Source organism: Methylobacter sp. (genome assembly GCF_004322395.1).
Taxonomy (GTDB): domain Bacteria; phylum Pseudomonadota; class Gammaproteobacteria; order Methylococcales; family Methylomonadaceae; genus Methylobacter_A.
In genome coordinates this window covers 1-22,652 of sequence record NZ_SCTW01000084.1, presented here as the reverse complement: position 1 = coordinate 22,652, position 22,652 = coordinate 1, and the positions used below count along the sequence as shown (strand labels likewise).

Here is a 22,652-nt window from a genome sequence, read left to right as displayed (position 1 = left end):
GAAGTTTATCAAAACGAGTTTGTTATCTGTAAGCTCACTCGTACCGGCTAATATTAATCAGTACCACACAGGTAGTGAAAGTGCGACATGGAATTTAGATTATCTAAGTGATGGCATGAGTTTTGAGAACAACAAAACCCTCTGGAAAAAAACTATGGCCGGCCTTTTTCTGCATCGATGGCCATTTGCTGAAAACAAAATGTCCAGGGCAGTCATCATCGGACTTAGCGATTTAAGCCGTAAACTGACCAATCAATTTAAGCAAAACCCACTGTTGGGAGTGGGCTGTTTGGGCTTTTTTGATGATCGCTGGCCCGGACGCTTGTCAGAAAATAAGCAACAACCGGAAAAGCTGCTGGGTAGCATTGCATCGGCAGCAGAATATGTTAAAGCCTATGATGTTCAGCATATTTACATTGCTTTACCGTTGTCCGCTCAGCCGCGGATTCTGACATTACTCGATGAGTTACGCGATACCACCGCATCGATTTACTTTGTACCGGATATACTTTCATTTGATTTAATTCAGGCCAGCATCAGCACCATAAACGGCATTCCCATAGTAGCCGTGTGCGAAAGTCCGTTTGTTGGTATCAACAGCATAATTAAACGGGTCAGCGATGTAGTGTTATCGCTGTCGATTTTGTTATTGATTGCCCCATTGATGCTGACAATTGCTGTTGGAGTAAAACTCAGTTCACCTGGACCGGTATTATTCAAACAACGCCGTTACGGCTTAGACGGCAAGGAAATTGTGATCTATAAATTTCGCAGCATGACTGTGATGGAAGACGATGAACAGGTCAGCCAAGCAACTCGAAACGATCCAAGAATCACACGGCTTGGCAGTTTCTTACGCAAAACATCTTTGGATGAGTTACCGCAATTTTTCAATGTACTGCAGGGGCGCATGAGCATTGTCGGTCCGAGACCGCATGCTATCAGTCATAATGAAATGTATCGCAATCTGATCAAGGGATACATGATCAGGCATAAAGTAAAACCCGGCATTACCGGCTGGGCTCAGATCAACGGTTTTCGGGGTGAAACCGAAACTCTTGAAAAAATGCAGGCACGAATTGACTATGATCTCGATTACCTGCGTAACTGGTCGTTATTCCTAGACTTATTGATTATATTTAAAACAATCGGCGTAGTTTTAGAGGCTAAAAATGCATATTAATAATAGATTACTGTGGATTGATAAACGCTACCTGTTGCTAATGGTTTTACTGCTGATATTACCCGTTCAGCAAAGTGCCGCAGCCTACAATATCGGCCCCGACGATGTCCTGCGTATCTCTGTCTATGGGCATGAGGATTTAAGAACCGAATCCCGCGTTTCAGCAGATGGCAAAATTACCTTTCCGCTAATCGGCGAAGTTGCAGCGAGCGGAAAATCCACCATCGAGCTGGAGGAAGCCATTGCTGTGAGTCTAATCAATGGCGGTTTTGTTCACGATGCCCAAGTCAGTGTCACAGTAGTGGAGCAAGTCAGTCAAAGAATTTCGGTACTAGGCTATGTCAATAAGCCAGGACGTTACCCCTTGAACTCCAATAGTTCAATAGTCGATATGATTGCTATGGCCGAAGGCATTAACGAGATGGGCGACCATAAGGTTGTAGTAACTCGCATTATTGACGGCAAGCCCCAAAAGTGGGAACTGGATTTACTAACTTACCTGGGAAACACCGAAAGCACCGTACCATTTAAGATGCAGCAAGGTGATGAAGTATATGTGCCTAAAGCGCCTATGTTTTATATTTATGGCGAAGTGCAGCGTCCGGGCGGTTATCGCATTGAACCGGAGATTTCGGTGGTAAAAGCTTTGTCGATCGGTGGCGGTCTGACCCCACGCGGCACTGAAAACGGCATAGTCATCAAGCGCAAGAGCGAAAACGGCGAGCTACAGGAAACCGATGTGGAATTGAGCGATGCGGTATTAAAAGATGATGTGATTTATGTTAGCGAACGTTGGTTTTAGCCTATTGCAAACCAGCGTACCTATTTCTATCAATTTCTTAGAATGAGTCACTAACGCAACGGGATAATATGAATTTTCAACAATTTATTAACATTCTTCTATCGCACAGATTGATTATCCTGTCGGTATTGATGATGACGATAATCACGACCTTAATCGTGAGTCTATTGTTACCCAAGCAATACGTCGCCACAACTACCATAGTGGTTGACCAACGCAGTGTTGACCCGGTGACCGGCGCGACTTTGCCGCCGGCACAGCTGCTTCCGACGTATATGGCGACGCAGGTCGATGTGATTGCCAGCCGTAATGTAGCGCACAAAGTAGTGGAAAAACTGAAGCTCAGTGAGAATCCGCAAATGCAGACAGATTTTGCAAAAGCCAAGAGCACTGGTGACATCAAAGACTGGATTGCTGACTTATTACTAAAAAAACTGGAAATCAGGCCTTCACGCGAAAGTAGCGTGATGCAGGTTGACTTTACTTTTGGCGAGCCGCAATTTGCCGCGAGTATTGCTAACGCCTTTGCCAATGCCTACATACAAACCAGCATCGAATTGCAGGCCCAACCGGCTAAATTAAGTGCAGACTGGTTTGATTCGCAAATGGCTTTATTCCGAGATAATCTTGAACATGCGCAATCGGTGCTGTCTACTTATCAACAACAACACGGTATCGTCGCAACCGATGATCGTCTTGATCTGGAAAGTGCTCGCTTGGCAGATCTATCAAAGCAGTTGGTGGACAATCAAGCCCATACCAGCGAATTGCAATCCAGAAAAGATTTGCTGAAAGCAACCCTCAAACAGGGCGGATCATCCGAATCGTTACAGGAGGTATTGAGTAGTCCTTCGATTCAATCGCTCAAGTCACAATTGGCGCTGGCAGAATCTAAGTTTGCCGAATTGTCCAAACGGGTTGATAGAAACCATCCATATTACAAGCAAGCAAAAGCCGAAGTGGATACCCTGCAACAGAAAATTCAGTCTGAAATCAAAATGGTATTAAATAGCATCGGCAGCGGGGTTGCTTCTTCCATTGAACGGGACAAAATGATCGCCACTGCTTTGGCTGAACAAAAACAACAGGTGCTAAAACTGAAACAACAGCATGATGCAATAAGAGTACTTAATCGTGAGGTAGAAAATGCACAGCGTGTATACGATGCCGCCATGCAACGAGCTGTACAAAGCCGCATGGAAAGCGAGATGCACCAAACCAATACTGCTGTTCTTAACCCCGCTCTTCCGCCACCCAAACACGCCAAGCCTAAAGTATTTCTGAACTTGATTCTTTCGGTTTTTCTGGGCGGCATGTTAGGTGTGGGCTCGGCGATATTTGCAGAACTGTCGGATCGTCGAGTGCGATCTGCTTTTGATATTTCGGAGTTGCTGGCCGTTCCTGTTTTCACTGTCGCTTCCATTCCGCCTTCTAAACCAAAACAAATAGCCCGACTGTTTAATCTTGACGATATCCATGGCGGTTCTAACAATCGAGGTAGTTAAATGCATGCAGTAGAAAGTATAATCAGCAAGATAGCCACAACTGAAGCCCTCGCTTCCATGGGCGCTTTATTACTGGATGCTGGAAAAATCAGCGTCAGCGATGCTGAACGTATCGTCATCTTCCAAAAACAGAATGGTATGCGCTTTGGCGAAGCAGCCAAAGCACTGGGGCTAATCAACGATGACGACATACAAAAAGTCTTATCGCAGCAGTTTGATTTTCCATGCCTGATGGCAAATGAAGACAGTTTCAGTCGGGAACTGGTCGCGGCGTACCAGCCCTTTAGTGCGCAAGTCGAAGCGCTTCGAGCTGTGCGTGGGCAATTGATGCTACGCTGGTTTATCAACGTTCATAAAACCTTGGCGTTGGTCAGTCCCAGCCGAGGCGAAGGGCGCAGCTGCATGGCGGCTAATCTGGCGATTATTTTTTCCCAACTTGGCGAACGCACCCTGTTAATAGATGCCGATCTACGGCAGCCACGGCAGCATGGGTTATTCAAGCTATTAGGCGCTTACGGCCTATCGGACATATTGGCCGGGCGCACCGATTTAACGGCTGTCACACGCATTCCGGCTTTTCGGGATTTATCGGTCTTGCCTGCGGGTACAGTGCCGCCCAATCCAGCCGAATTGATCAGCCGAGGTTTAAAAAACTGTCTACAACAATTGCAATCACAGTTTGACGTAATCCTGATTGACACACCATCGGCAGAACAGGGTATCGATGCGCAAATTATCACTTCAAATTGTGGAGGCGCCCTTTTAGTGGCGCGGCAACACAAAACCCGGCTGAATGATTTGCAGCTATTAAAAGAAGCTTTGCAAGACACTGGCAGTCAATGCTTCGGCGTCGTATTAACGGATTTTTAATTGTTAAAATTTAATTTATTAATTAGCTACTGATGTTACGTAGAGTCGCATTATAAAAAAGCGTCGTCCACGAAAAGCACAAAAAGCACGAAAAAAACGATCCCAAAAACGCCATCAGCAAAGCCTATCCAGCCGGACGGGAGATTGTTGCTCCGCTCGAAGCGTTCCGCCTGTTCAGAATGTTGCCGCTTAGACCTTCCAGGTTTTGAAATCCTGGAAGGTCTGCCGATCGGCTTGTTTCCCGACTAATGCTTTTTCCTTAACTGAATGGCCGAATATTGTCTGGAATAAAATTGTCTCAAGAACCTCGAAAGGGATGTGAAGAATGCCGGATATGACGCCGTCAACGGCGAATCCATGGCTGATATTTTTCGTGCCTTTCGTGTTTTTCGTGGACAGTGCGTAACATCAGTTAGCTATTAAAGCACTTATGGAAAGCATTTTGCGCTCGAATGTATCCAAATGAAATTGTGCTACATACCGTTGTCCGCCTGAGATGGACATGTCAGAAAGTCTTAACAACTCCCTACAATACATGACGGTCAGCAAAAGCATTCAGCTCAAAGGCGAGGTTAGCGGATAAGTAATCGCACTTATTGATAGAAAAAATTGAAACTTCTATCCTACACGTCAATCCAACGCAACCGATCTTTGCGGGTTAATGCACTCAGACTGCAATACCAAACAACTTCTTATTTTATGGATATATGACAATGAGAGTATCTGATCAATCTATCGACTTACCGGAACCGCTCATTGAGCAGTTTGTCGAATCAGCTGAGTTAAAACTGGAAATGATTGAAAAATTAGAACGGCAGATGGATTACTGGAGGATGCAACTGGCTAATGCGCCAACGCTGGAATTACCCACCGATAGGCCTCGCCCGGCGGTACAATCACTCCGCACGGAGAGCCGGCAATTCAGCTTGTCGCTCGACTTGGTCGAAGGATTAAAAGCACTAAGCCGGCACGAAGGCGTGACCTTGTTTATTACCCTGGTGGCGGCTTTTCAAGTTCTGTTGCACCGCTACAGCGGTCAGGACGATATTGTGATCGGCACGCCGACCGCCAAACGGAGTCATTTAGAAACCGAAGGTTTGATTGGCTCTTTCTTCAACACTTTACTGTTGCGTGTGGATCTTTCAGGGAACCCGAGTTTCCGTGAATTACTGTCGCAGGTGCGGGAAGTTGCCCTTGGAGCATACGCGAACCAGGATGTGTCGTTTGAAAAACTGGTTGAGGTGCTTAATCCGCAACGCGACTGCAGCCGAAATTCGCTGTTTCAGGTCATGTTCGTGCTTCAGAACATACCCGATAACAAACTACTGTTAAATGGGCTTACTCCTGAATTGCTACAGTTCGATACGGGAACTGCTAAATGCGACCTTATAATCGAGCTGACGGAAATTCCAAATAACTTGGCGGGCTGGGTCGAATACGCCACTGACTTGTTCCAGGCTGCAACCATAAACCGCCTGATCGGCCATTTTCAGACCCTTCTCGAAGGCATCCTTGCTCATCCAGACGCGCGTCTGTCCGAATTGCCGCTACTGACTGAATCTGATAGCCGACAACTGCTGTTAGAGTGTAATGACACAACCGCCTCGTTCCCGGCAGATAAATGCATCCACGAATTGTTTGAGGCGCAGGCGGCGGCAACGCCCCAAGCAGTGGCGGTGGTATATGAGGATAGCAGACTCACCTATGCAGAACTGAATGCCCAAGCCAACCGGCTAGCGCATCAGCTTCGTGAATTAGGCGTTAAGCCGGATGCACTGGTGGCCATCTGCGTCGAGCGCTGCCTGAATATGGTGGTTGGGCTTCTGGCTATTCTTAAGGCCGGGGGGGCTTATTTGCCGCTGGATCCAGCCTATCCCGAAGATCGTCTGGCATTTATGCTCGAAGACAGCGCGCCGGTGGCATTACTGACCCAAGGCCGACTTGAAAGCCTTTTCGCAGGGGTGACCAGAGCCTTGCCGATTATTGATCTGGAGGCCGAATTCCCCTCTTGGGCAAACCGGCCTGACACTAACCCGGATCCACACGCGGTAAAGCTTACTCCCAAACACTTAGCTTATGTGATCTACACCTCCGGCTCAACCGGAAAACCCAAAGGGGTAATGGTCGAGCATATGAATGTGGTGAATTTTTTAAGCTCGATGTCTAAAACCCCCGGAATTAAATGTTCGGATTCGCTATTAGCGGTTACCACGATATCGTTTGATATTGCCGGTCTGGAGTTGTTTCTGCCGCTGATTAATGGCGCCAAAATCGTTCTTATCAGTCGTTCTAACGCGGCTGATTCGGTATTTTTACAAGAAATCATAGCTCAATCCGGAATCACTATACTGCAAGCAACTCCTGCAACCTGGAGATTACTGTTAAACGGCGGCTGGAAAGGCTCAAGCGGACTTAAGGCGCTATGTGGAGGTGAAGCATTAGCTACCGATCTTTCCGCACAGCTAACAGAATCGGTCGGAGAATTGTGGAATTTATACGGGCCGACGGAAACTACCATTTGGTCTACCGGTCAACATATAAAAGCAAGCCGTGGTGAACAGTATCCATTCGAACCTATTGGACGCCCTATAGACAACACGCAAATTTATATTCTCGATGCTCATCTTCAACTCGTGCCACAGGGTGTTTCGGGTGAAATTTATATCGGCGGTGCGGGCGTTACCAGAGGCTATCTCAATCGGCCGGAGCTGACAGCGGAGCGGTTTGTGACTGACCCATTCTCAACGGAAGCCGATGCGCGGATGTACAAGACCGGCGACTTGGCTCGTTGGCTGGCTGATGGCGCCATCGAATATCTGGGACGCAATGACTTTCAGATTAAAATCCGGGGATTTCGCATCGAGATAGGCGAAATTGAGACGATGCTGCGCCAGCACCCGCAACTACGTGAGGTAGCTGTGGCTGTGTACGAGCCCCTCCCTGAAGACAAACGCTTGGCGGCGTATTTGGTGCCCCAAGGCGCTACAGTACCAACCGCCTCGGAACTGCGGGATTTTCTAAAACCCAAGTTACCGGAGTTCATGGTGCCTTCGGCGTTTGTGTTCCTCGATGCCCTGCCGCTTACGCCCAATGGTAAGCTGGATCGCAAAGCTCTGCCTGAGCCTGATCAAAACCGGCAAGTTCCTGATGCGGATTTTGTCGCCCCGCGCAATCCTATAGAGCAACAGCTAACCGAGATATGGAGCAATGCTTTGAGTATTAATTATATCGGTATTCACGATAATTTCTTTGCGTTAGGCGGACACTCCTTGTTAGCGTTTAACGCAATTACCGAAATTAATAAACTGTTCAAGACTGATCTGCCTTTGGGCGCAATGTATCAATCTCCAACAATTGAAGAATTGGGAATAATAATATCGTCCGGCAACCGGCAACCTTCAAGGTATTCTCTTGTTCCAATTCAAATGCAAGGCTCACGCCCTCCCTTATTTGCGATTCACACAATTACACTCATGGACTTGCCCCGGAATCTGGGCAAGGATCAGCCGTTATATTTTCTACGATATGGCATGGCAGCAGAGATTGGTAATCGTTCTGTCCGTCTACCGTCATTGGAAGAGCTTGCTAATCACTATATAAATGAATTGCAGCAGGTGCAGCCGCATGGCCCTTATTATTTGATCGGGTTTTCCTTTGGTGGCTTGATTGCCTATGAGATGGCCGGCCAATTACTCGCAAATGGACATCAAGTGAATTTAGTGGGATTGCTGGATACATGCCTGACAGAAGAAAAGCGCTTGCAACCTCTACATCGGATTATCCGGAATTTTTTTAGGCAAGGCCCAAACCAGCTCTTGGCATCGATCAAAAGCAAAATCACCGATCTGTCAACACCAAACGAATACGGCAAGGATTTTTGGCCTCATATTTATACATCAGCGCCTGATGCAACTTGTCGAAGTAACTATCAACCCAAAAGCTATAAAGGCCGCGTAACACTGTTTCAAGGATGGGAACCGGAAAGTAATTTCTTTAGCTATGCCCCTCCGGAACACGCATGGAAAAAACTCTTGGGCGATAGACTCGAAGTTCAGCCCGTCCCCGGAACGCATTTCGATATATGCAAAGAGCCTCATGTCAAAGTCCTCGTTGCAAAATTGATGGCTTGTATGGATGAAACAATTAACGGTGAGTGATGCCTTATATTGAAAATGTTGCAACGATGATTACTAAGCGCCGTTTTATTCAAAGACAAAATGGATGGATGAGAGGAAAGTATCCATGCTTCGACTGGGATCTAGCCGAAGAACTTATCAAGAAAGGCTTGGGCATACTCCAACCGCGGCTTTTAGACTTGCCGCTAGGCCCAAATGCCAAACCCCGAATCCACGGATTCCACTGCAAGAAAACCCTATGTCAACATACCGCGCGGTTTTACCTATAAGATGAATTCAACAGCCAGCCAATTAGACCGGAACAAATCGCTCGCCATCATGTCGGCAAGCATGTTAATGGCAATCCTGTTCGGTTTGATTTCGACCACAGCTAACGTGATAGTCATCAGCATTACAATAGCGGTTTTTGCCGGGGCATTCTTGCTGGTCCGGCCTGTATGGATCGTGTGGATTGTTATGTCGATGGGCTTGCTGGTAGTAGGTATCGTTCCTCTTTATAACATAGGTTTGGATACCAAAGCGGGATGGGCGGTTTCTATTATGTGTTTTGCCTTGATGCCCTTAGCGTTATTCAAAGTCGCCACAACTAAAAGCGTACGAAAAGACACTCCTGCTTTTATATGGCTTTTGCTTGGCTTTCTTGTTTACGCACTGCTTAACTCCCTCGTCCAATGGCATTCAGCAGAACAATACGTCGGGAGCTTAAAACGTTATTTTCAGATGTGGGGGCTTTTGTTCAGCCTATGTTGGCTGGTTTTCGATGAGCGGCACATCCGCCGTTGGCAGATGTTTTTCATGTTCACCGCCTTGCTGCAATTGCCTTTCGCGGTTTATGAACGCATCGTTTGGGTTCCCCTGCGCGAAGCAATACGCGATTCCATTCCCGGCATGGTGCCTATTGATGTCGTTGCGGGAACTTTTGGATCGACTCTCTACGGTGGAGGATCCAGTGGTGAAATGTCCACCTTCCTTGTTATTGTAGTGGCTTTCCTTCTGGCCCGGAAAATGCAGAAGACGATAACGGCCGGGCGCCTTATGTTGCTGATACCCTGGGTGTTGGGGCCCTTGTCCATTGGGGAAACCAAAGCTGTGGTCGTTATGTTGCCGCTTATGTTTCTGGTGCTCTATCGCCGGGAATTACTTGCCAGGCCGCATTACGGAGTGATGGCTCTGGCTTTCTGCATCTTGCTCACAGTGTGCATGGGTTACGCCTACCTGGCTATCATGCATACGACATTTGATTCCTTGGTTGCAGAAACCCTCAAATACAACTTGTACGAGCAGGGTTACGGCGAAAATTACCTTAACCGTACGACCGTGCTTACCTTTTGGGCCGCCCATCAAGGCGCTGATGATCCGGTTTCCTTCATGTTCGGAAATGGTCTTGGCAGTTCGCATCAACAAACGCGCGGCCACATAGATATCCTCTACCCTGGCTACGGAATCGGGTTAACAGCGGCTTCAACCCTGCTTTGGGATACGGGCGTGTTTGGCTGCAGCTTATTTATCGCCGTCTTTACCTTGGCATGGCGCACTGCGGGCCAATTGTTTAGGGAGTCAAACGAACCCACGGTAAGAGCCGATGCTACCGCCATTCAGGTGGCTTTGTCGCTGTTTATCTTCCACATCTTTTATCGTTTGGATTTATTGGAGACTGTAAGTTACCAGATCGTATTTGCCTCTGTGCTGGGTTATCTGGCTTGGTTGCATCGTAGACATGCTGTTTCAATGGCCGGGAGCTTACCATGAATGTTTCACCCTATTCCGGCGTCGCGCTCAAACGTAGCGCCATACATTTATTAGTCGGCAAAGTTGCTTCCGCCCTACTTACCTTTAGCATTTTGTTTTTGTTGGTGCGCCTGCTGACCACTGAAGAATACGGAACATATGTAACGCTGGAAGCAGGATCGATTTTTGTGTTGAGCATCACCTCATTCGGACTGCCGTGGCTGGCGGCACGCTACTTGCCGGAGTTTCGTCTACACGGTAACGGAGACCAGCTTGCGTATTTCATATGGCGGATCATTGCGTTGATCAGCCTGTTTAACATTATGGGTGCTTCGCTGCTCTTCATGGCGATGCCATGGCTGCTCGAACCTCTGGGGCTTATGCATCAAATAGATGTGGCAAGGCTTTATCTACTGGTGCTGGTGTTGGAAGGTTTGAGGGGAAATATTCTTGAGTGTACTTTAGAACCCCTATTGCTACAGAGGCAAGCGCAACTCAGCCAGATAATGCGCAATCTGGCTTTTTTATCGGGCTTGAGCATCCTGGCGATTCAAGGTATGGCTCACCTGTATAATGCGGTGTTGGCCGAGTTGGCGGGAACATTCCTGGGTACAACTTCAGCGTTACTTAGCCTGACCCGGCACTTACATACGCACCGCAATTTACAAGGAATGAACGGCTGGCAAGTGCCAAACTGGTCGGAAATGTGGCGTGCCACGCGTCACATGTATTTCAGCAATCTTGTCACTCTGACCTATGGCTCATCGGTACTCGTATTCCTGACCCAGCGTTTTCTCGGTGTGGAAACCACCGCACTGTTCGGATTTTTGTACAATTTGTTCGGACAGATTCGCCGCTATTTGCCGTCCTCTTTGCTGTTAGGCCTGATTCGGCCGAAACTGATAGCTTCTTACATGGGCGAAGACGGTGCGGCGCAATTAACGCGTAACGCCAACCTCGTGGGCAAGGTGAGTCTATTCGTGCTGATGCCTCTATTGGTATTCGTCTGGCTTGCCGGAAGCGAATTATTAAACCTGATCAGCGGCGGCAAATTTACCCAAGCAGGCTATTATTTCGGCGGACTGCTGATGGCGCTGATCCCCTTGAGCCAGCGCCAAATATTGGAGACCGTGGCAATCGCTTCCGGCCGGAGTGATTTATGTTCATGGGGCAGTTTCCTTGGCATCTTGACCTTGCCTTTGGCTTATTGGCTGCTTGAATCGGGACAAGGTATATGGAGCCCGATTATTGCAATGGTCGCGGGCCAACTTATATTCAACGTCATATTGGTTACCGCTATGAGATTCACTACCCCTTACCGGCCCGATACGATTGGATTCCTTAAACTCTCGATGGCGGCTTTGATGGGATATGGGCTGGGCATTCTGGTAAAAATGGCATGGGAAGGTTCATTACTGTCTCTGCCAAATAATGATTTTGCAGCATTAATAGACAATGCCCAAGGGATTGTTTCTAAGTTTCTGTCAGAAAATATTGATTCGCCGGTGCCTGATTTGTTGAGCCTGACCACCATGGGTACGCTAGCTTGCAGTCTTTTTCTGCTGGTAGCTTATTTTTTTAAGCCTTTCCGGGTGGAAGAACGAATGCGATTGAACCGGTTTCTTAACCGAAATATTTTCATATGGTGATTCCATCGTATGGGTTTTCTTCATCAAGCAAAAAATCCAGTTAGATAGTTTTCACCCTTGCGTGGAATCCTAGACGCGCTTTCGCAATACGCTAAACACTAGGCTCTTACACGCTGAAGTATTTATCAATTCTGAGGTTTTTAAAATGCAGAACGACAATATTCAGCTTTTGGAAGAAAGGCAGTACTCCTCGAACTGCTATTGCACAGAGTCTTCAACTCTATGTAACGACTCATTTAATACTGCAATTAGGCTGATTGTAAGACCGTTTTATAGGCCTGTATTTTCAAGAGCATTTTTATTTACTTTACTCACGCCTAATTAGGTGCGGGTTACTATTTGCCGTTGGGTGTATAACATGAACCATTTATCTCCACTAAATTTGTTGCAGTTAGTCCCTGAACCGCTACCGACTTTCCGCGCCGATGTATCCGTGCTGTTCGGTAAATACCTGCCTCGTCACGGCGTGCAATGCCATATTGTCGGCATGCCCGGCGGGGACATGAACAATCAAGATTTCGCCTCGGTGCGTCGATCTTATCCGGCCAAAGGACGCTGGAGCCGGGAACTATCTTACTTATTATTGTGCCTACGCGCGTTGCTCGGAACACGGCAAAAGTCTTGCGATCTAATTCAGGTGCGCGATATGGTGTCGATTGGGCTGCTCGCTATGTTGATTGCACGATTGAAGGGCATCCCGTTTGTCTTTTGGATTTCATACCTTATGACCGAAGGCCGAATAGAACGGAGCCGTGCGTCTATCGATGCAGGAGCCGGATTCCGCAGCCGTCTTGTCTTACTGAAAGGGCTGGTCGAGAAAGCTCTGCTTTATAGGCTTGTGTTACCTGGCGCTCGCCATGTCTTCGTTCAGAGCGAGGCGATGAAGGAACTGATAGCGGCGCGAGGCATTCCGCTGAATAAGCTTACTGCCGTGCCCATGGGCGTTGATACTGAGACCCTGCAATTTGGCAGCGTAAGAAAGCAGCGGTTACCCGGTTGGGAGGAAGTCCCGCTGATCGCTTACCTTGGCACACTGGATCGTATGCGCCGCCTGCACGAAGTAATTGACGCATTGGCCATTGTCAAGGCGCGGCACCCGCAAGCACGTCTGTTGTTTATCGGCAATTCGCTCGACCGTTCGGATACCGTTAATTTATTGGAACATGCCAAGCGATTGGGGCTGGACGACTCGGTCCATGTTACCGGGTGGCTGCCTACCAGTCAGGCATGGGCATTACTCGCCGGAGCGGACGCAACCGTCTCATTTTTTCCGCGCGGCGAGATTCTTGACACCAATTCACCCACCAAGTTACTGGAATATCTGGCGCTGGGACTGCCCTGCGTTGGCAACGATAATCCGGATCAGGCACAAGTGTTATCGGCCAGTGGCGCCGGCTGGCTGACAGACAGCACTATCGAAGCATTGGCGCAAGCGCTTTGTGAAATTCTTGACGATCCTGAAGCGGCGCGTAAGCGTGCAGCCTCAGGCCCTGCATATATCAATGCGGTTCGCAGTTACGAAGTGCTGGCATCTAAGGTGGCGGAACAATACCGGCTCATCGCTGCCGCCTCTTGTGCGCCCGTTCCGGATAGCAAAGCAACCAATCATTTCATGGGAGAAGGAGCTTATGATTCAACTAACGAAAAATCCTGATGCATTTTGCGACAAGTTGCCTGTCTTTGCCTCGGAGGGCTTTCTCAAGTCGAAAAGTAAGGAGTACGGCTGGCTTTGCGACGACAGCTTCGTGACACCTTTCATTATAGACAAGCGAGGAGGATTCCGGCGGCTGGTTGTTATGAATGAACCGATCGCATTTCGAGAAGCGTCCCTTGACGAAGAAAAAGAACATCTTGACGAGGTATGCCGGTTTGCGCGTACGGAACTCAAGGCGGATTTCCTGAGCGGGCACGGTAACTCGATCTTTAGGGTTGTACCGGACTCGAGTGTGAGCATAGATTGGGGATCGTACATTGTTCCCCTTGATGGCGACGAACAAAACCTTCTCAAGAACATGCAGGCCAGGATGCGCACGAAAGTGCGCAATGCCGTTCGAGCAGGGGTCGAGGTATCTAGTACGGATGAAATTGGCGAGATATATGAAGTTCTCAAAGCCACAATGATACGGCAAAAGGAGCTTTACTATCCGTCAATGGACTATCTTTCCCGGCTCAAAGAAAACCTCGGTGAAAATGCCGTTTACTTTGTGTGCAGGCATGAAGGCAGGGTGCAAGGCGGCGTTGTGATGCTCTATAACGACCTAAAAGGCTACTATTACTACGGAGGCAGCATCGAACGCCCGCTTGACGGCAGCATAGCCCTGATGCACCTTGAGGTTATGAAATACCTGAAAGACAAATCGGTGCCGTACTACGACCTGATGGGGGCCAGGCTGCAACTTGAACCCGGCTCCAAGTTCATTGGAATACAGGAATTTAAGAACAGGCTCGGGGGCAAGCTTTACGTCGGTAAAACTTTTAAAGTCGTGTTGCGGCCGCTGCGCTACGCCGTGTATCTATTCATGGTGAATGGATATTTCCTGATGAAAGGCGGCCGTTACAAAGGCGACGCCATCGATCAAGTCGGTAAGGTTGCGGCCATGCCCAACGTAGTTTCCGCACCGGGGTCATGATAATCGCCCGATTGGATAATATTGCTGGGCGTTTGACTGTGTAACAGCCACCACTCGGCAAACAAGTAATACGAGCCATATGGGGCGTACCGCGCGCCGCATTTTCAGCTTGGCCTAATTCGACATGACTACCGTTTGAGATGTTCAACTGCGTTTTTTTAAGTTCATCTAACAGGTATTTCTACTAATTGTACAAACAATTTGTTTTCCATAAACTGAAATTTTTATGCTTTCAACTGGGTTTTCGACAATATGAACATGGATAAGAAAATTGTAATGCTGTCTACCTTGGCGCCTGGCGGCATGTTTTCGGTGACGGAAGGCTATCGACGGGATGGTGTCTTTGAGCGTTGGAATATAGATTTTATAGCCACGCACCTGTACGGGCCGATACCTGAAAAGATAAGGGAATTTGTGAAGGCCTTTTTTCATGTTTTCATGCTGCTGTTACAAGGCCGGGTGGCTTTATTGCATTGCCATGTGTCCATGGGGCTAAGTTTTTGGCGAAAATCGGTGTTCCTCATGCTCGGCAGGTGTTTTGGCGTCCCCGGCATACTGCATCTGCACGGATCGGAGACCAAAGAGTTTTATAACTCTTTGTCCACGTTTACGAAACGTCTGGCATCTCATCAATTTACTGCGGCGGCTACAGTTTTGGTGTTGTCGGACTCGTGGCGTTCGTTTGTGTTGGAAGTGGCACCGAAAGCAAATGTTGTTGTGCTTCCAAATTATGTGGAAATACCCGAACCCGTATCAAGAACAAAGCATAGCCCTAACATCAATGTCTTGTTTTTAGGTGTGCTTGGCGAACGCAAAGGGGTTTACGATCTGCTTCCCGCCTTTGCGGCGGCAGTAAAAAATATGCCGCAATTGTTTCTCCGTATCGGAGGAAACGGAGAGGTTGAGAAGACCAGAGCGCTTGTACATAAACTCGGTTTGGAAACTCATGTCGAGTGCTTGGGTTGGGTCGGCGGTAATGCAAAAAACGAATTATTGCGAGAAGCGGATATTTTTGTTCTGCCCTCTTATAACGAAGGACTGCCGGTAAGCATCCTTGAGGCGATGTCTTTGGGGATTCCAGTCATTACGACACCGGTAGGGGGTATCCCCGAAGTGGTCAAGGATCATGTGAATGGTTTTCTGATCTCACCTGGCGACATTCCTGCATTGCAAAACTTGCTGGAACAATTAGGCAGCGACCCGGCTATGCGCGATCTTATCGGCTCTGCGGCAAGATTGTCAATTCAGGGGCAATATTCTAAAGAAATCATATTGCCTAAATTATCGGCTGTGTATGAAAAGTACGTATCTGCTCTCTACCAAGAGAATACAGATACAAATAACCAAGAGAATACAAATACAGCTTGTACTACAAAACAATAGTGATGGAATCAGCATGAAAATTATCTTATCTATGGATTACGAAATTTTTTTCGGACGCAACACCGGTTCCGTGGAACACACCCTATTGGAACCGTCGCAGGCTATATGCGAAATTGCCGCACGTCATAAAGTGCCGCTAGTGTTTTTTGTGGACGTCGGCTTTTTGCTGAAGCTGCGGGAGGAAAGCCGTAAAGTCCCTGCACTAAAACGCGATTACGACCGGATCATCCGTCAATTGGAGCAATTCGTTGCCGTCGGTCACGAAATCCAGCTGCATGTGCACCCTCATTGGGAGGATTCGCATTGGAACGGCGAATCCTGGGATATTGACACCCGGCGCTATCGGCTGAGCGATTTTAACGATCTTGAAATTCACGAGATTGTACACCGATATACCGGCGCTCTACGGGAATTGACGGGCGGCGACGGGGTGTTTGCATACCGGGCCGGAGGCTGGACGATCCAGCCTTTCGAACGGATTCGGGACGCTTTGCTCAATGAGGGCATTTGTATTGACAGCACTGTATTTAGAGGAGGGCGATCGGAGTGGAAGACGCATAATATTGATTTTTCCGATGCGCCTTCAGCTAGCCACTGGTTTTTCGATAATGATCCGCTGTCGATCGACCCCGAAGGAAGATTTCTTGAAGTCCCTATTGCCAATTACGAATTATCCCCGGCTTTTTATTGGCGTTTTGCCCTAGCGAAAAAAATTGGCGGAGCTATCCATAAGCCTTTTAGCGACGGGGTCGCCCTTCCGATGACCCGCGTTGATCTTTTTGAAAAACTGACTCGCCGGACGACCAGCATGGTGTCGATGGATGGCTACAAGGCAAGTTTTTTGAAGGATGCGTACTGTCAATATAAGGAGACGGGCAAGACCGATTTTGTGGTGATGGGGCATCCCAAAGCATTTACGCGCTATTCGCTCCAACAATTGGAGCGTTTCATTACGGGGTGTAAGAGCTGTGAGTACGTAGGTTACGGGGCGTATCGCGGTTTGTTGCCGGGGATTGGGATCCATGGAGCAAATGTAAGCTAACGCTGATTGCGTTGGCAGTCTTCTACTTTCAGGTGTGTGCGTTCCGGTCAGTGAGGACAACTGTTTGATTATAGTGAAAGCCTGCGGGTGGAATTTTCCGTCCCAGGATAGAAAACATTCTAGCTTACCGATGTAACTAGGTTTTTTTATATTGGCTCTTCTATATTACGGACTATCCTATGAATATTTGGTTTGACCTTTCAAATTCCCCCCATATCAATTTATTTGGCGCGATGATTCGCGATCTTGAGCGTGAGCATAACGTGGTGATTACCTGCCGTCCGCTTGCGAACACCATTGATCTTCTTGAGCTGCATGGTTTCAAGTACACGGTTGTAGGCGACCATTACGGCGGGAAGCTGTCTAAAAAGATTTTCGGTTTCCCTATCAGGGCCCGGCACTTGCAAAAATTCCTGGGCGATAAAGACATCGATGTCGCGATTTCCCAAAGCACCTTCAATTCACCGCTTGTTTCCAGGCTGATTGGTGTCCGCTGCATTTATATGAACGATAACGAACATGCGATGGGGAATATCCCCGCATTTCTATGCGCCAACCGGATCATGGTGCCGGAATTCCTGAGCATCAAGAAGCTGAAGAAACAATTGGCAAACCCCAAAAAGGTCGACCAATATCCGGGAGTAAAAGAAGGTATCTATCTTTGGGAGTTAGACGAACGTCTTGCGCGGTCTACGGAGTCTGGCAAAACCAAGCCGCGGCACACCGTGTACATCCGGCCCGAGCCTTGGACTGCACAGTATTATAAAGGCAGCAGGAATTTCATGGACACGCTCATCCTCGGCATGAAGGATCATGTCGACGTAGTTCTGTTACCTAGAGGAAAAGTACAGGGCGAGCACTATCTCGATGCCAAATTCGAAGGTGTCCGCGTGATAACGACGGCGTTGGACATCGCCGATATTGCGCCCGATTGCGACTTGTTCATCGGTGCCGGCGGCACGATGACAAGAGAAATGGCCGTGTTAGGAATTCCGACTATTTCAGTTTATCAGGACGAATTGCTCGACGTGGATCGCTACCTGCTTACTCAGGATGCCTTTCTGCACCAGCCTCTTTTGACAGCAAAAGAAGCACTCCAATATCTCGAGCATTCCTCGCGACGGCCTCCGAACAGAGAATTGCTGGAAAAAGGCCGAAGCGCCTATGACAAAATCAAGTCGGCTATTCTGAACGGTTGAGGCTCAGATTTTTACAATATTTCTAAATTGAGGTCATTTAATGATTCGTGTTGCGCTAATTGGTTTGGGCAAGATGGGGCTTTCCCATCACGCCATAATTAATCCCCATCCCGATGTCAAACTTGTGGCTGTTTGCGATAGCTCCGGTTATGTGTTGGATATACTGAACAAATATGTAGGTATTAAGTGCCATACCGATTACAAAAAAATGCTGGCCGAAGAACAGTTGGACGCCGTATTTATTGCCACGCCTTCCCGCTTTCACGGTGAGATGGTTCGGGCTGCCTTGGATATGAATCTCCACGTTTTTTGCGAAAAGCCGTTTTGCCTCGATTTGACCGATGGACAGCGGTTGATGGAACTGGCCGAGAGTAAGGGGCTGGTAAACCAGGTAGGTTATCACTACCGTTTTGTCGCAACCTTCCAAGAGATGAAACGGCTGGTGGACGCGAATGCTATCGGCCGTATTCACCATATCCGGGCTGAGGCATACGGTCCTGTCGTGCTTAAGCCGAAAGGCTCAACCTGGCGTACTTCCAGGAGCGAGGGCGGCGGCTGTCTTTACGATTACGCCAGTCACGGTATTGATCTGGTGAATTACATAGTCGGCCGTCCGCATTCGGTCGGCGGCACAGTATTGAGCAAAGTTTTCTCACGGGACGTGGAGGACGAGGTGTACTCCACTTTCTACTACCCCGATGGAAAAACGGGACAGATCGCCGCGAACTGGAGCGATGAAAGTTATCGCAAGATGTCCACCAGCGTTACGATTTGGGGAGCCAACGGCAAAATCACCGCGGATCGGCAGGAAGTGCATATTTACCTCCGCGATGGATCGAACGAGAAGCTAAACCTCAGCAAGGGCTGGAATACCCGCTACACGACGGAGTTGACCGGCGAGGTTTGGTATTATCTGCGCGGCGAGGAATATTCCGCGCAAATCGATCATTTTATCCAAAGTATTAAGTCGGGGTGTCGCGATACCCGAAGCACCTTCCGTTCCGCTCTGGAAGCTGACCTTGTGGCGGCGATGATGATACAGGATGCAAAAAACAGCCATGTCGATGCAGCCTTTCCGGCCGGAATCGGCTCCGCGCCTGCGAAAAAAGGCAAATTGTGGCCATCATTTGCCAGGAATCTACTGGATTAGCGACAGCGGGTATTGTTTTCAGTCAGGCTCAATAGATAAGTAACTTTTCATTACCTACAGGCACTGCGGCTTTGCGCCTATCAGGCCCATGCCTGCTAAAACATTTTTGAACTACTATTTAAAGGAATCGAAAGTGGAAAGAATATTATTTGGCGATAACCAGTTTTTTGGCGTTAACCATATGTCCGAAGAAAAAGCACGTGCCCAGGCCATGAAATTTCAAGACATCAAGGCCATTATCGACGTCTTGGACGCCGCTTATGACGAGGGTATCAAAGTATTCATGTGCACTACTCATGAACGGATCGGCGAGGTCTGCGACCATATGCGCGCCCATCCGGAACGTTACAAGGATTTTCAGTTCTATCCATGCATGCCTTATGCGCACAAGTATGCCAACGCGGTAACTGAAATGGGTATTTTAGAGGCGCTCAAAAGTTTTTTGCCGGAAGAAGGGGCATTCAATGCCATGTTCAAAGGCGGTATGTCGTTGGCCCAAAAAGACGTCGAAGGTCTCGGGCAGTTATTAATTGATGCAGAGATGAAAATGTTTCATGATTTGCAAACCCCGGTCATTTTCCTGCAAAACGTGGTGACTGATCTCCTGCTTGGACTTGATTTTAAAGAAGCGTTCCGAATCTTCGCCGACCATGTAAAAAACAAATACAATGCAGAACCCGGCTTCATCACCATGAATATGCCCAAGCTGCTGGATGTGCTGGAAGAACTGGGAATTGAGAATCCTATCGTGTGTTCGAATATCAACAAAATAGGTTTTCGGATGTGCGGAGGAGTCGATGCTTACGAAAATGCTATTGCAAAGCGTCATTTCCGCCCGGTTGCGATGTCTGTTTTTGCCTCAGGCGCCATTGCTCCGAAAGAGGCTTTGGAATATGTCTGCCAACAGGAAAAAATAGAGTCCATCGTATTCGGCGCATCGAGCCGCGGCAATATTCGGCAGACCAAGCAATTGATTGATCAAATGAGCTCATATGCTTAGCACCCACAGTGTCCATTTCCAACTGCGGTTTTCAATTGATGAAATGCAAGTTGTCGAGACGGTATGAAGATTTAAATCGGCTTCCTGTGGTTTAATTACGTGTCGATAGTAACTTTGTTAAGCGAACGGCTTTCTATAATTTTGTATGAGGATATAGTATGACCCAACCTTTAGTTTTTCTTGTTGCCGGAGCGCGGCCCAATTTCATGAAAATTGCGCCGATCGTGCGTGCGCTGAAGACGCATGGCGGCCTGGCATTCAAAATCATCCATACCGGCCAACATTATGACCGAGAAATGAATGATGTTTTCTTCGAAGAGCTCGGCATCCCTGAACCCGATGTTTTCATGGCTGCAGGTGGCGGCACCCACGCACAGCAGACCGGCAAGATCATGACCGCATTTGAAGAACTCTGCCAAGCCGAGCGGCCCGATGCCGTATTGGTGGTAGGCGATGTGAATTCAACGCTGGCCTGCTCGATTGTAGCGAAAAAGCTGAACATCCTGGTGAGCCACGTCGAGGCCGGCCTGCGTAGCGGCGACATGGCCATGCCGGAGGAAATTAACCGCCTTGTTACCGACAGTATTTCGGATATATTTTTCGTTACCGAATCGAGCGGTGTTACCCATCTGCAACGGGAAGGTAAGCCGGATTCGGCCATTCATTATGTCGGTCATGTTATGGTCGATAACTTGTTATACCAGGTGGAAAAGCTCGCTAAAACCGATACTTCCGACTTTGAAAACAGCGCATTCAAGACTGAAAGCATGCTTAACGGCGGGCGCTACGGAGTGATTACGCTGCACCGGCCGAGTAATGTGGATGATGCCGAGATGATGACGCGCATTGCCGGTGCGCTAAAAGAGATTGCGGAAGAGCTGCCTTTGATTTTTCCTGTACATCCCCGAACCCTTGGCAACTTGGAAAAATTCGGCATTGATCTTGGACCGAATATCTCACTGGTAGGGCCGCAAGCTTATATGTCTTTCCTTAATTTATGGAAAGATGCGGCCGTCGTATTGACTGATAGCGGGGGAATACAGGAAGAGACGACGACCTTGGGTGTGCCGTGCATCACCATTCGCGAAAATACGGAGCGCCCGATTACGGTGGAGGAAGGTTCCAATGTTCTTGTCGGAACCGATCCTGTACGTATTGTTGCAGAGACGCAGAAGGTGCTGCGTGGCGAAGGCAAGCAGGGGCGCCGTCCTCATTTGTGGGACGGTAAAGCGGCGGAGCGAATTGTCGAAGTGTTGGCAAACGAGCTGTTATAAATCGGCGGACTGCGATAATGGTCGGTTGCGGGTTAGTATTGCCCGCAAAAGGATCCATTGCAAAGTTTAGGCTGGTTGAATTAGCCTGCTTGTCAACTCAAGCACACTAATTCGCCCCCGTCGCGGCACTGCCTGTTCGCAAAGTAGCCGCCAAGATAGTGCACAATACTGGGATATCAGGTTTAACAATCAGTTGGATTTGATATTTCCAGGCGCTGTTGGCCATTATCTCGCCACTTAGTAAGAGCTTATGCCGGTTGCATTCGCCCTATCAACTTTAACGGTGTTGCTTGATGTTGAAATATTACCAGCCGCATCGTAAGCTTTGACCGTATAGTTGTACGTTGCTCCTGCTGCAACCGAAGCGTCGGTATAGCTGGTCGTAGCGCTCTTGCCAATTTCTGTGCCGTCCCGGTAAATAATATAACCTGCAATACCCACATTATCAGTTGAAGCTCTCCATGACAGATTGGCTTTTGACGAGTCGGAAGTTGCCGCAAGATTTCCAGGAACTAATGGCGGAGTTGTGTCAGCCATAGTACTCGCACTTACTGGGAACACCATCATCTTGGCTGTTTTCCAAAATGCAGCGCGCGTTTGATTGTACGCTTGCTTTTGATTCCATAAATACACGCCAAAGGTCCACCAATGGGGGTTCGGTCCCGATGCCAGATTAGGCCCCGCTTTCTCTACCGCTAGCGTATTATCGACCCAAATTTGCAAAAAGCCCTTGCCACCGTTCGAATTCGACCGTTCATCCAGGAAGGCGTCGATAACGATCGGCACCATTTTATGTCTGGGAATTCCTTTAATCTTGCAAATTTCCGTTGAACTGGCCGCTGTTCCGACTCTTTGCATAAAAGTGATCATCAGCTTGGTGGGATCGCTGGAATCGGTATCGACGTTCGCCGCCAGCGGCGGGTAATGCTGGTTCATACTGTGTATTTGCCAAAAAAGCACGGGGCTTGTTCCGGACGGTGTCAAAGTCCAGTCATTCCGGCCATCGGGGTTACCAAAAGCAACCTCAAGCTCCCAGCGGACATGGGTGCGCGGCGGAATCGCATACGCATTAAGCTGGGATCTGGGATGGCCAATACTGGT

General features: G+C 48.3%; 15 protein-coding genes and 1 pseudogene. 15 read left to right on the top strand and 1 reads right to left on the bottom strand.

Annotated elements, in window-relative coordinates:
- The 15 genes from EPO18_RS12010 to wecB form a co-directional block, all read left to right on the top strand.
- A partial coding sequence (locus EPO18_RS12010) for an undecaprenyl-phosphate glucose phosphotransferase (protein WP_292433612.1) occupies positions 1-1,183 on the top strand: 1,183 nt, incomplete at its 5' end.
- Complete coding sequence (gene epsE, locus EPO18_RS12005; RefSeq protein WP_292433611.1) at positions 1,173-1,985, top strand: polysaccharide export protein EpsE; 813 nt, start codon at positions 1,173-1,175, stop codon at positions 1,983-1,985. The genes EPO18_RS12010 and epsE, both read left to right, overlap by 11 nt.
- A gap of 68 nt (positions 1,986-2,053) precedes the next feature.
- A complete protein-coding gene (epsF, locus tag EPO18_RS12000; RefSeq protein WP_292433610.1) occupies positions 2,054-3,490 on the top strand; it encodes a chain length determinant protein EpsF in 1,437 nt (478 codons plus the stop codon).
- The gene (gene epsG / locus EPO18_RS11995; RefSeq protein WP_292433609.1) at positions 3,491-4,360 is read left to right on the top strand and encodes a chain length determinant protein tyrosine kinase EpsG; all 870 of its coding nucleotides are present in this window, start codon (positions 3,491-3,493) and stop codon (positions 4,358-4,360) included.
- A 713-nt stretch (positions 4,361-5,073) separates the two neighbouring features.
- Positions 5,074-8,517 carry a non-ribosomal peptide synthetase gene (locus EPO18_RS11990; RefSeq protein ID WP_292433608.1) on the top strand — a complete coding sequence of 1,148 codons (3,444 nt, stop codon included), beginning with the start codon at positions 5,074-5,076 and terminating at the stop codon, positions 8,515-8,517.
- A gap of 174 nt (positions 8,518-8,691) precedes the next feature.
- Positions 8,692-10,245: a hypothetical protein gene (locus tag EPO18_RS11985; RefSeq protein ID WP_292433607.1), complete on the top strand. Its 1,554-nt coding sequence runs from the start codon at positions 8,692-8,694 to the stop codon at positions 10,243-10,245.
- On the top strand, positions 10,242-11,873 hold the full coding sequence (locus EPO18_RS11980) for a lipopolysaccharide biosynthesis protein (protein ID WP_292433606.1): 1,632 nt from the start codon (positions 10,242-10,244) through the stop codon (positions 11,871-11,873). Before EPO18_RS11985 ends, EPO18_RS11980 begins: the two co-directional genes overlap by 4 nt.
- 358 nt (positions 11,874-12,231) lie before the next feature.
- Complete coding sequence (locus EPO18_RS11975; RefSeq protein ID WP_292433605.1) at positions 12,232-13,527, top strand: glycosyltransferase family 4 protein; 1,296 nt, start codon at positions 12,232-12,234, stop codon at positions 13,525-13,527.
- The gene (locus EPO18_RS11970; RefSeq protein WP_292433604.1) at positions 13,502-14,503 is read left to right on the top strand and encodes a lipid II:glycine glycyltransferase FemX; all 1,002 of its coding nucleotides are present in this window, start codon (positions 13,502-13,504) and stop codon (positions 14,501-14,503) included. The genes EPO18_RS11975 and EPO18_RS11970 overlap by 26 nt, the downstream gene beginning before the upstream one ends.
- Positions 14,504-14,761: 258 nt before the next feature.
- Positions 14,762-15,886: a glycosyltransferase family 4 protein gene (locus EPO18_RS11965; protein WP_292433603.1), complete on the top strand. Its 1,125-nt coding sequence runs from the start codon at positions 14,762-14,764 to the stop codon at positions 15,884-15,886.
- Between the two features lie 13 nt (positions 15,887-15,899).
- The gene (locus EPO18_RS11960) at positions 15,900-16,928 is read left to right on the top strand and encodes a polysaccharide deacetylase family protein (RefSeq protein WP_292433602.1); all 1,029 of its coding nucleotides are present in this window, start codon (positions 15,900-15,902) and stop codon (positions 16,926-16,928) included.
- A gap of 179 nt (positions 16,929-17,107) precedes the next feature.
- The gene (locus EPO18_RS11955; RefSeq protein WP_292433601.1) at positions 17,108-18,127 is read left to right on the top strand and encodes a DUF354 domain-containing protein; all 1,020 of its coding nucleotides are present in this window, start codon (positions 17,108-17,110) and stop codon (positions 18,125-18,127) included.
- Between the two features lie 40 nt (positions 18,128-18,167).
- On the top strand, positions 18,168-19,277 hold the full coding sequence (locus EPO18_RS11950) for a Gfo/Idh/MocA family protein (protein WP_292433600.1): 1,110 nt from the start codon (positions 18,168-18,170) through the stop codon (positions 19,275-19,277).
- Positions 19,278-19,410: 133 nt separating this feature from the next.
- Entirely contained in the window at positions 19,411-20,277 is an 867-nt protein-coding gene (locus tag EPO18_RS11945; RefSeq protein ID WP_292433599.1) for a hypothetical protein, read from the top strand.
- A 158-nt stretch (positions 20,278-20,435) separates the two neighbouring features.
- Positions 20,436-21,551 (top strand): non-hydrolyzing UDP-N-acetylglucosamine 2-epimerase, encoded by a 1,116-nt coding sequence (wecB, locus tag EPO18_RS11940; protein ID WP_292433598.1) that lies wholly within the window; start codon positions 20,436-20,438, stop codon positions 21,549-21,551.
- A gap of 237 nt (positions 21,552-21,788) precedes the next feature.
- Here wecB and EPO18_RS11935 read toward each other — a convergent pair.
- Positions 21,789-22,652: pseudogene (locus EPO18_RS11935) on the bottom strand (fibronectin type III domain-containing protein); the annotation flags it as partial.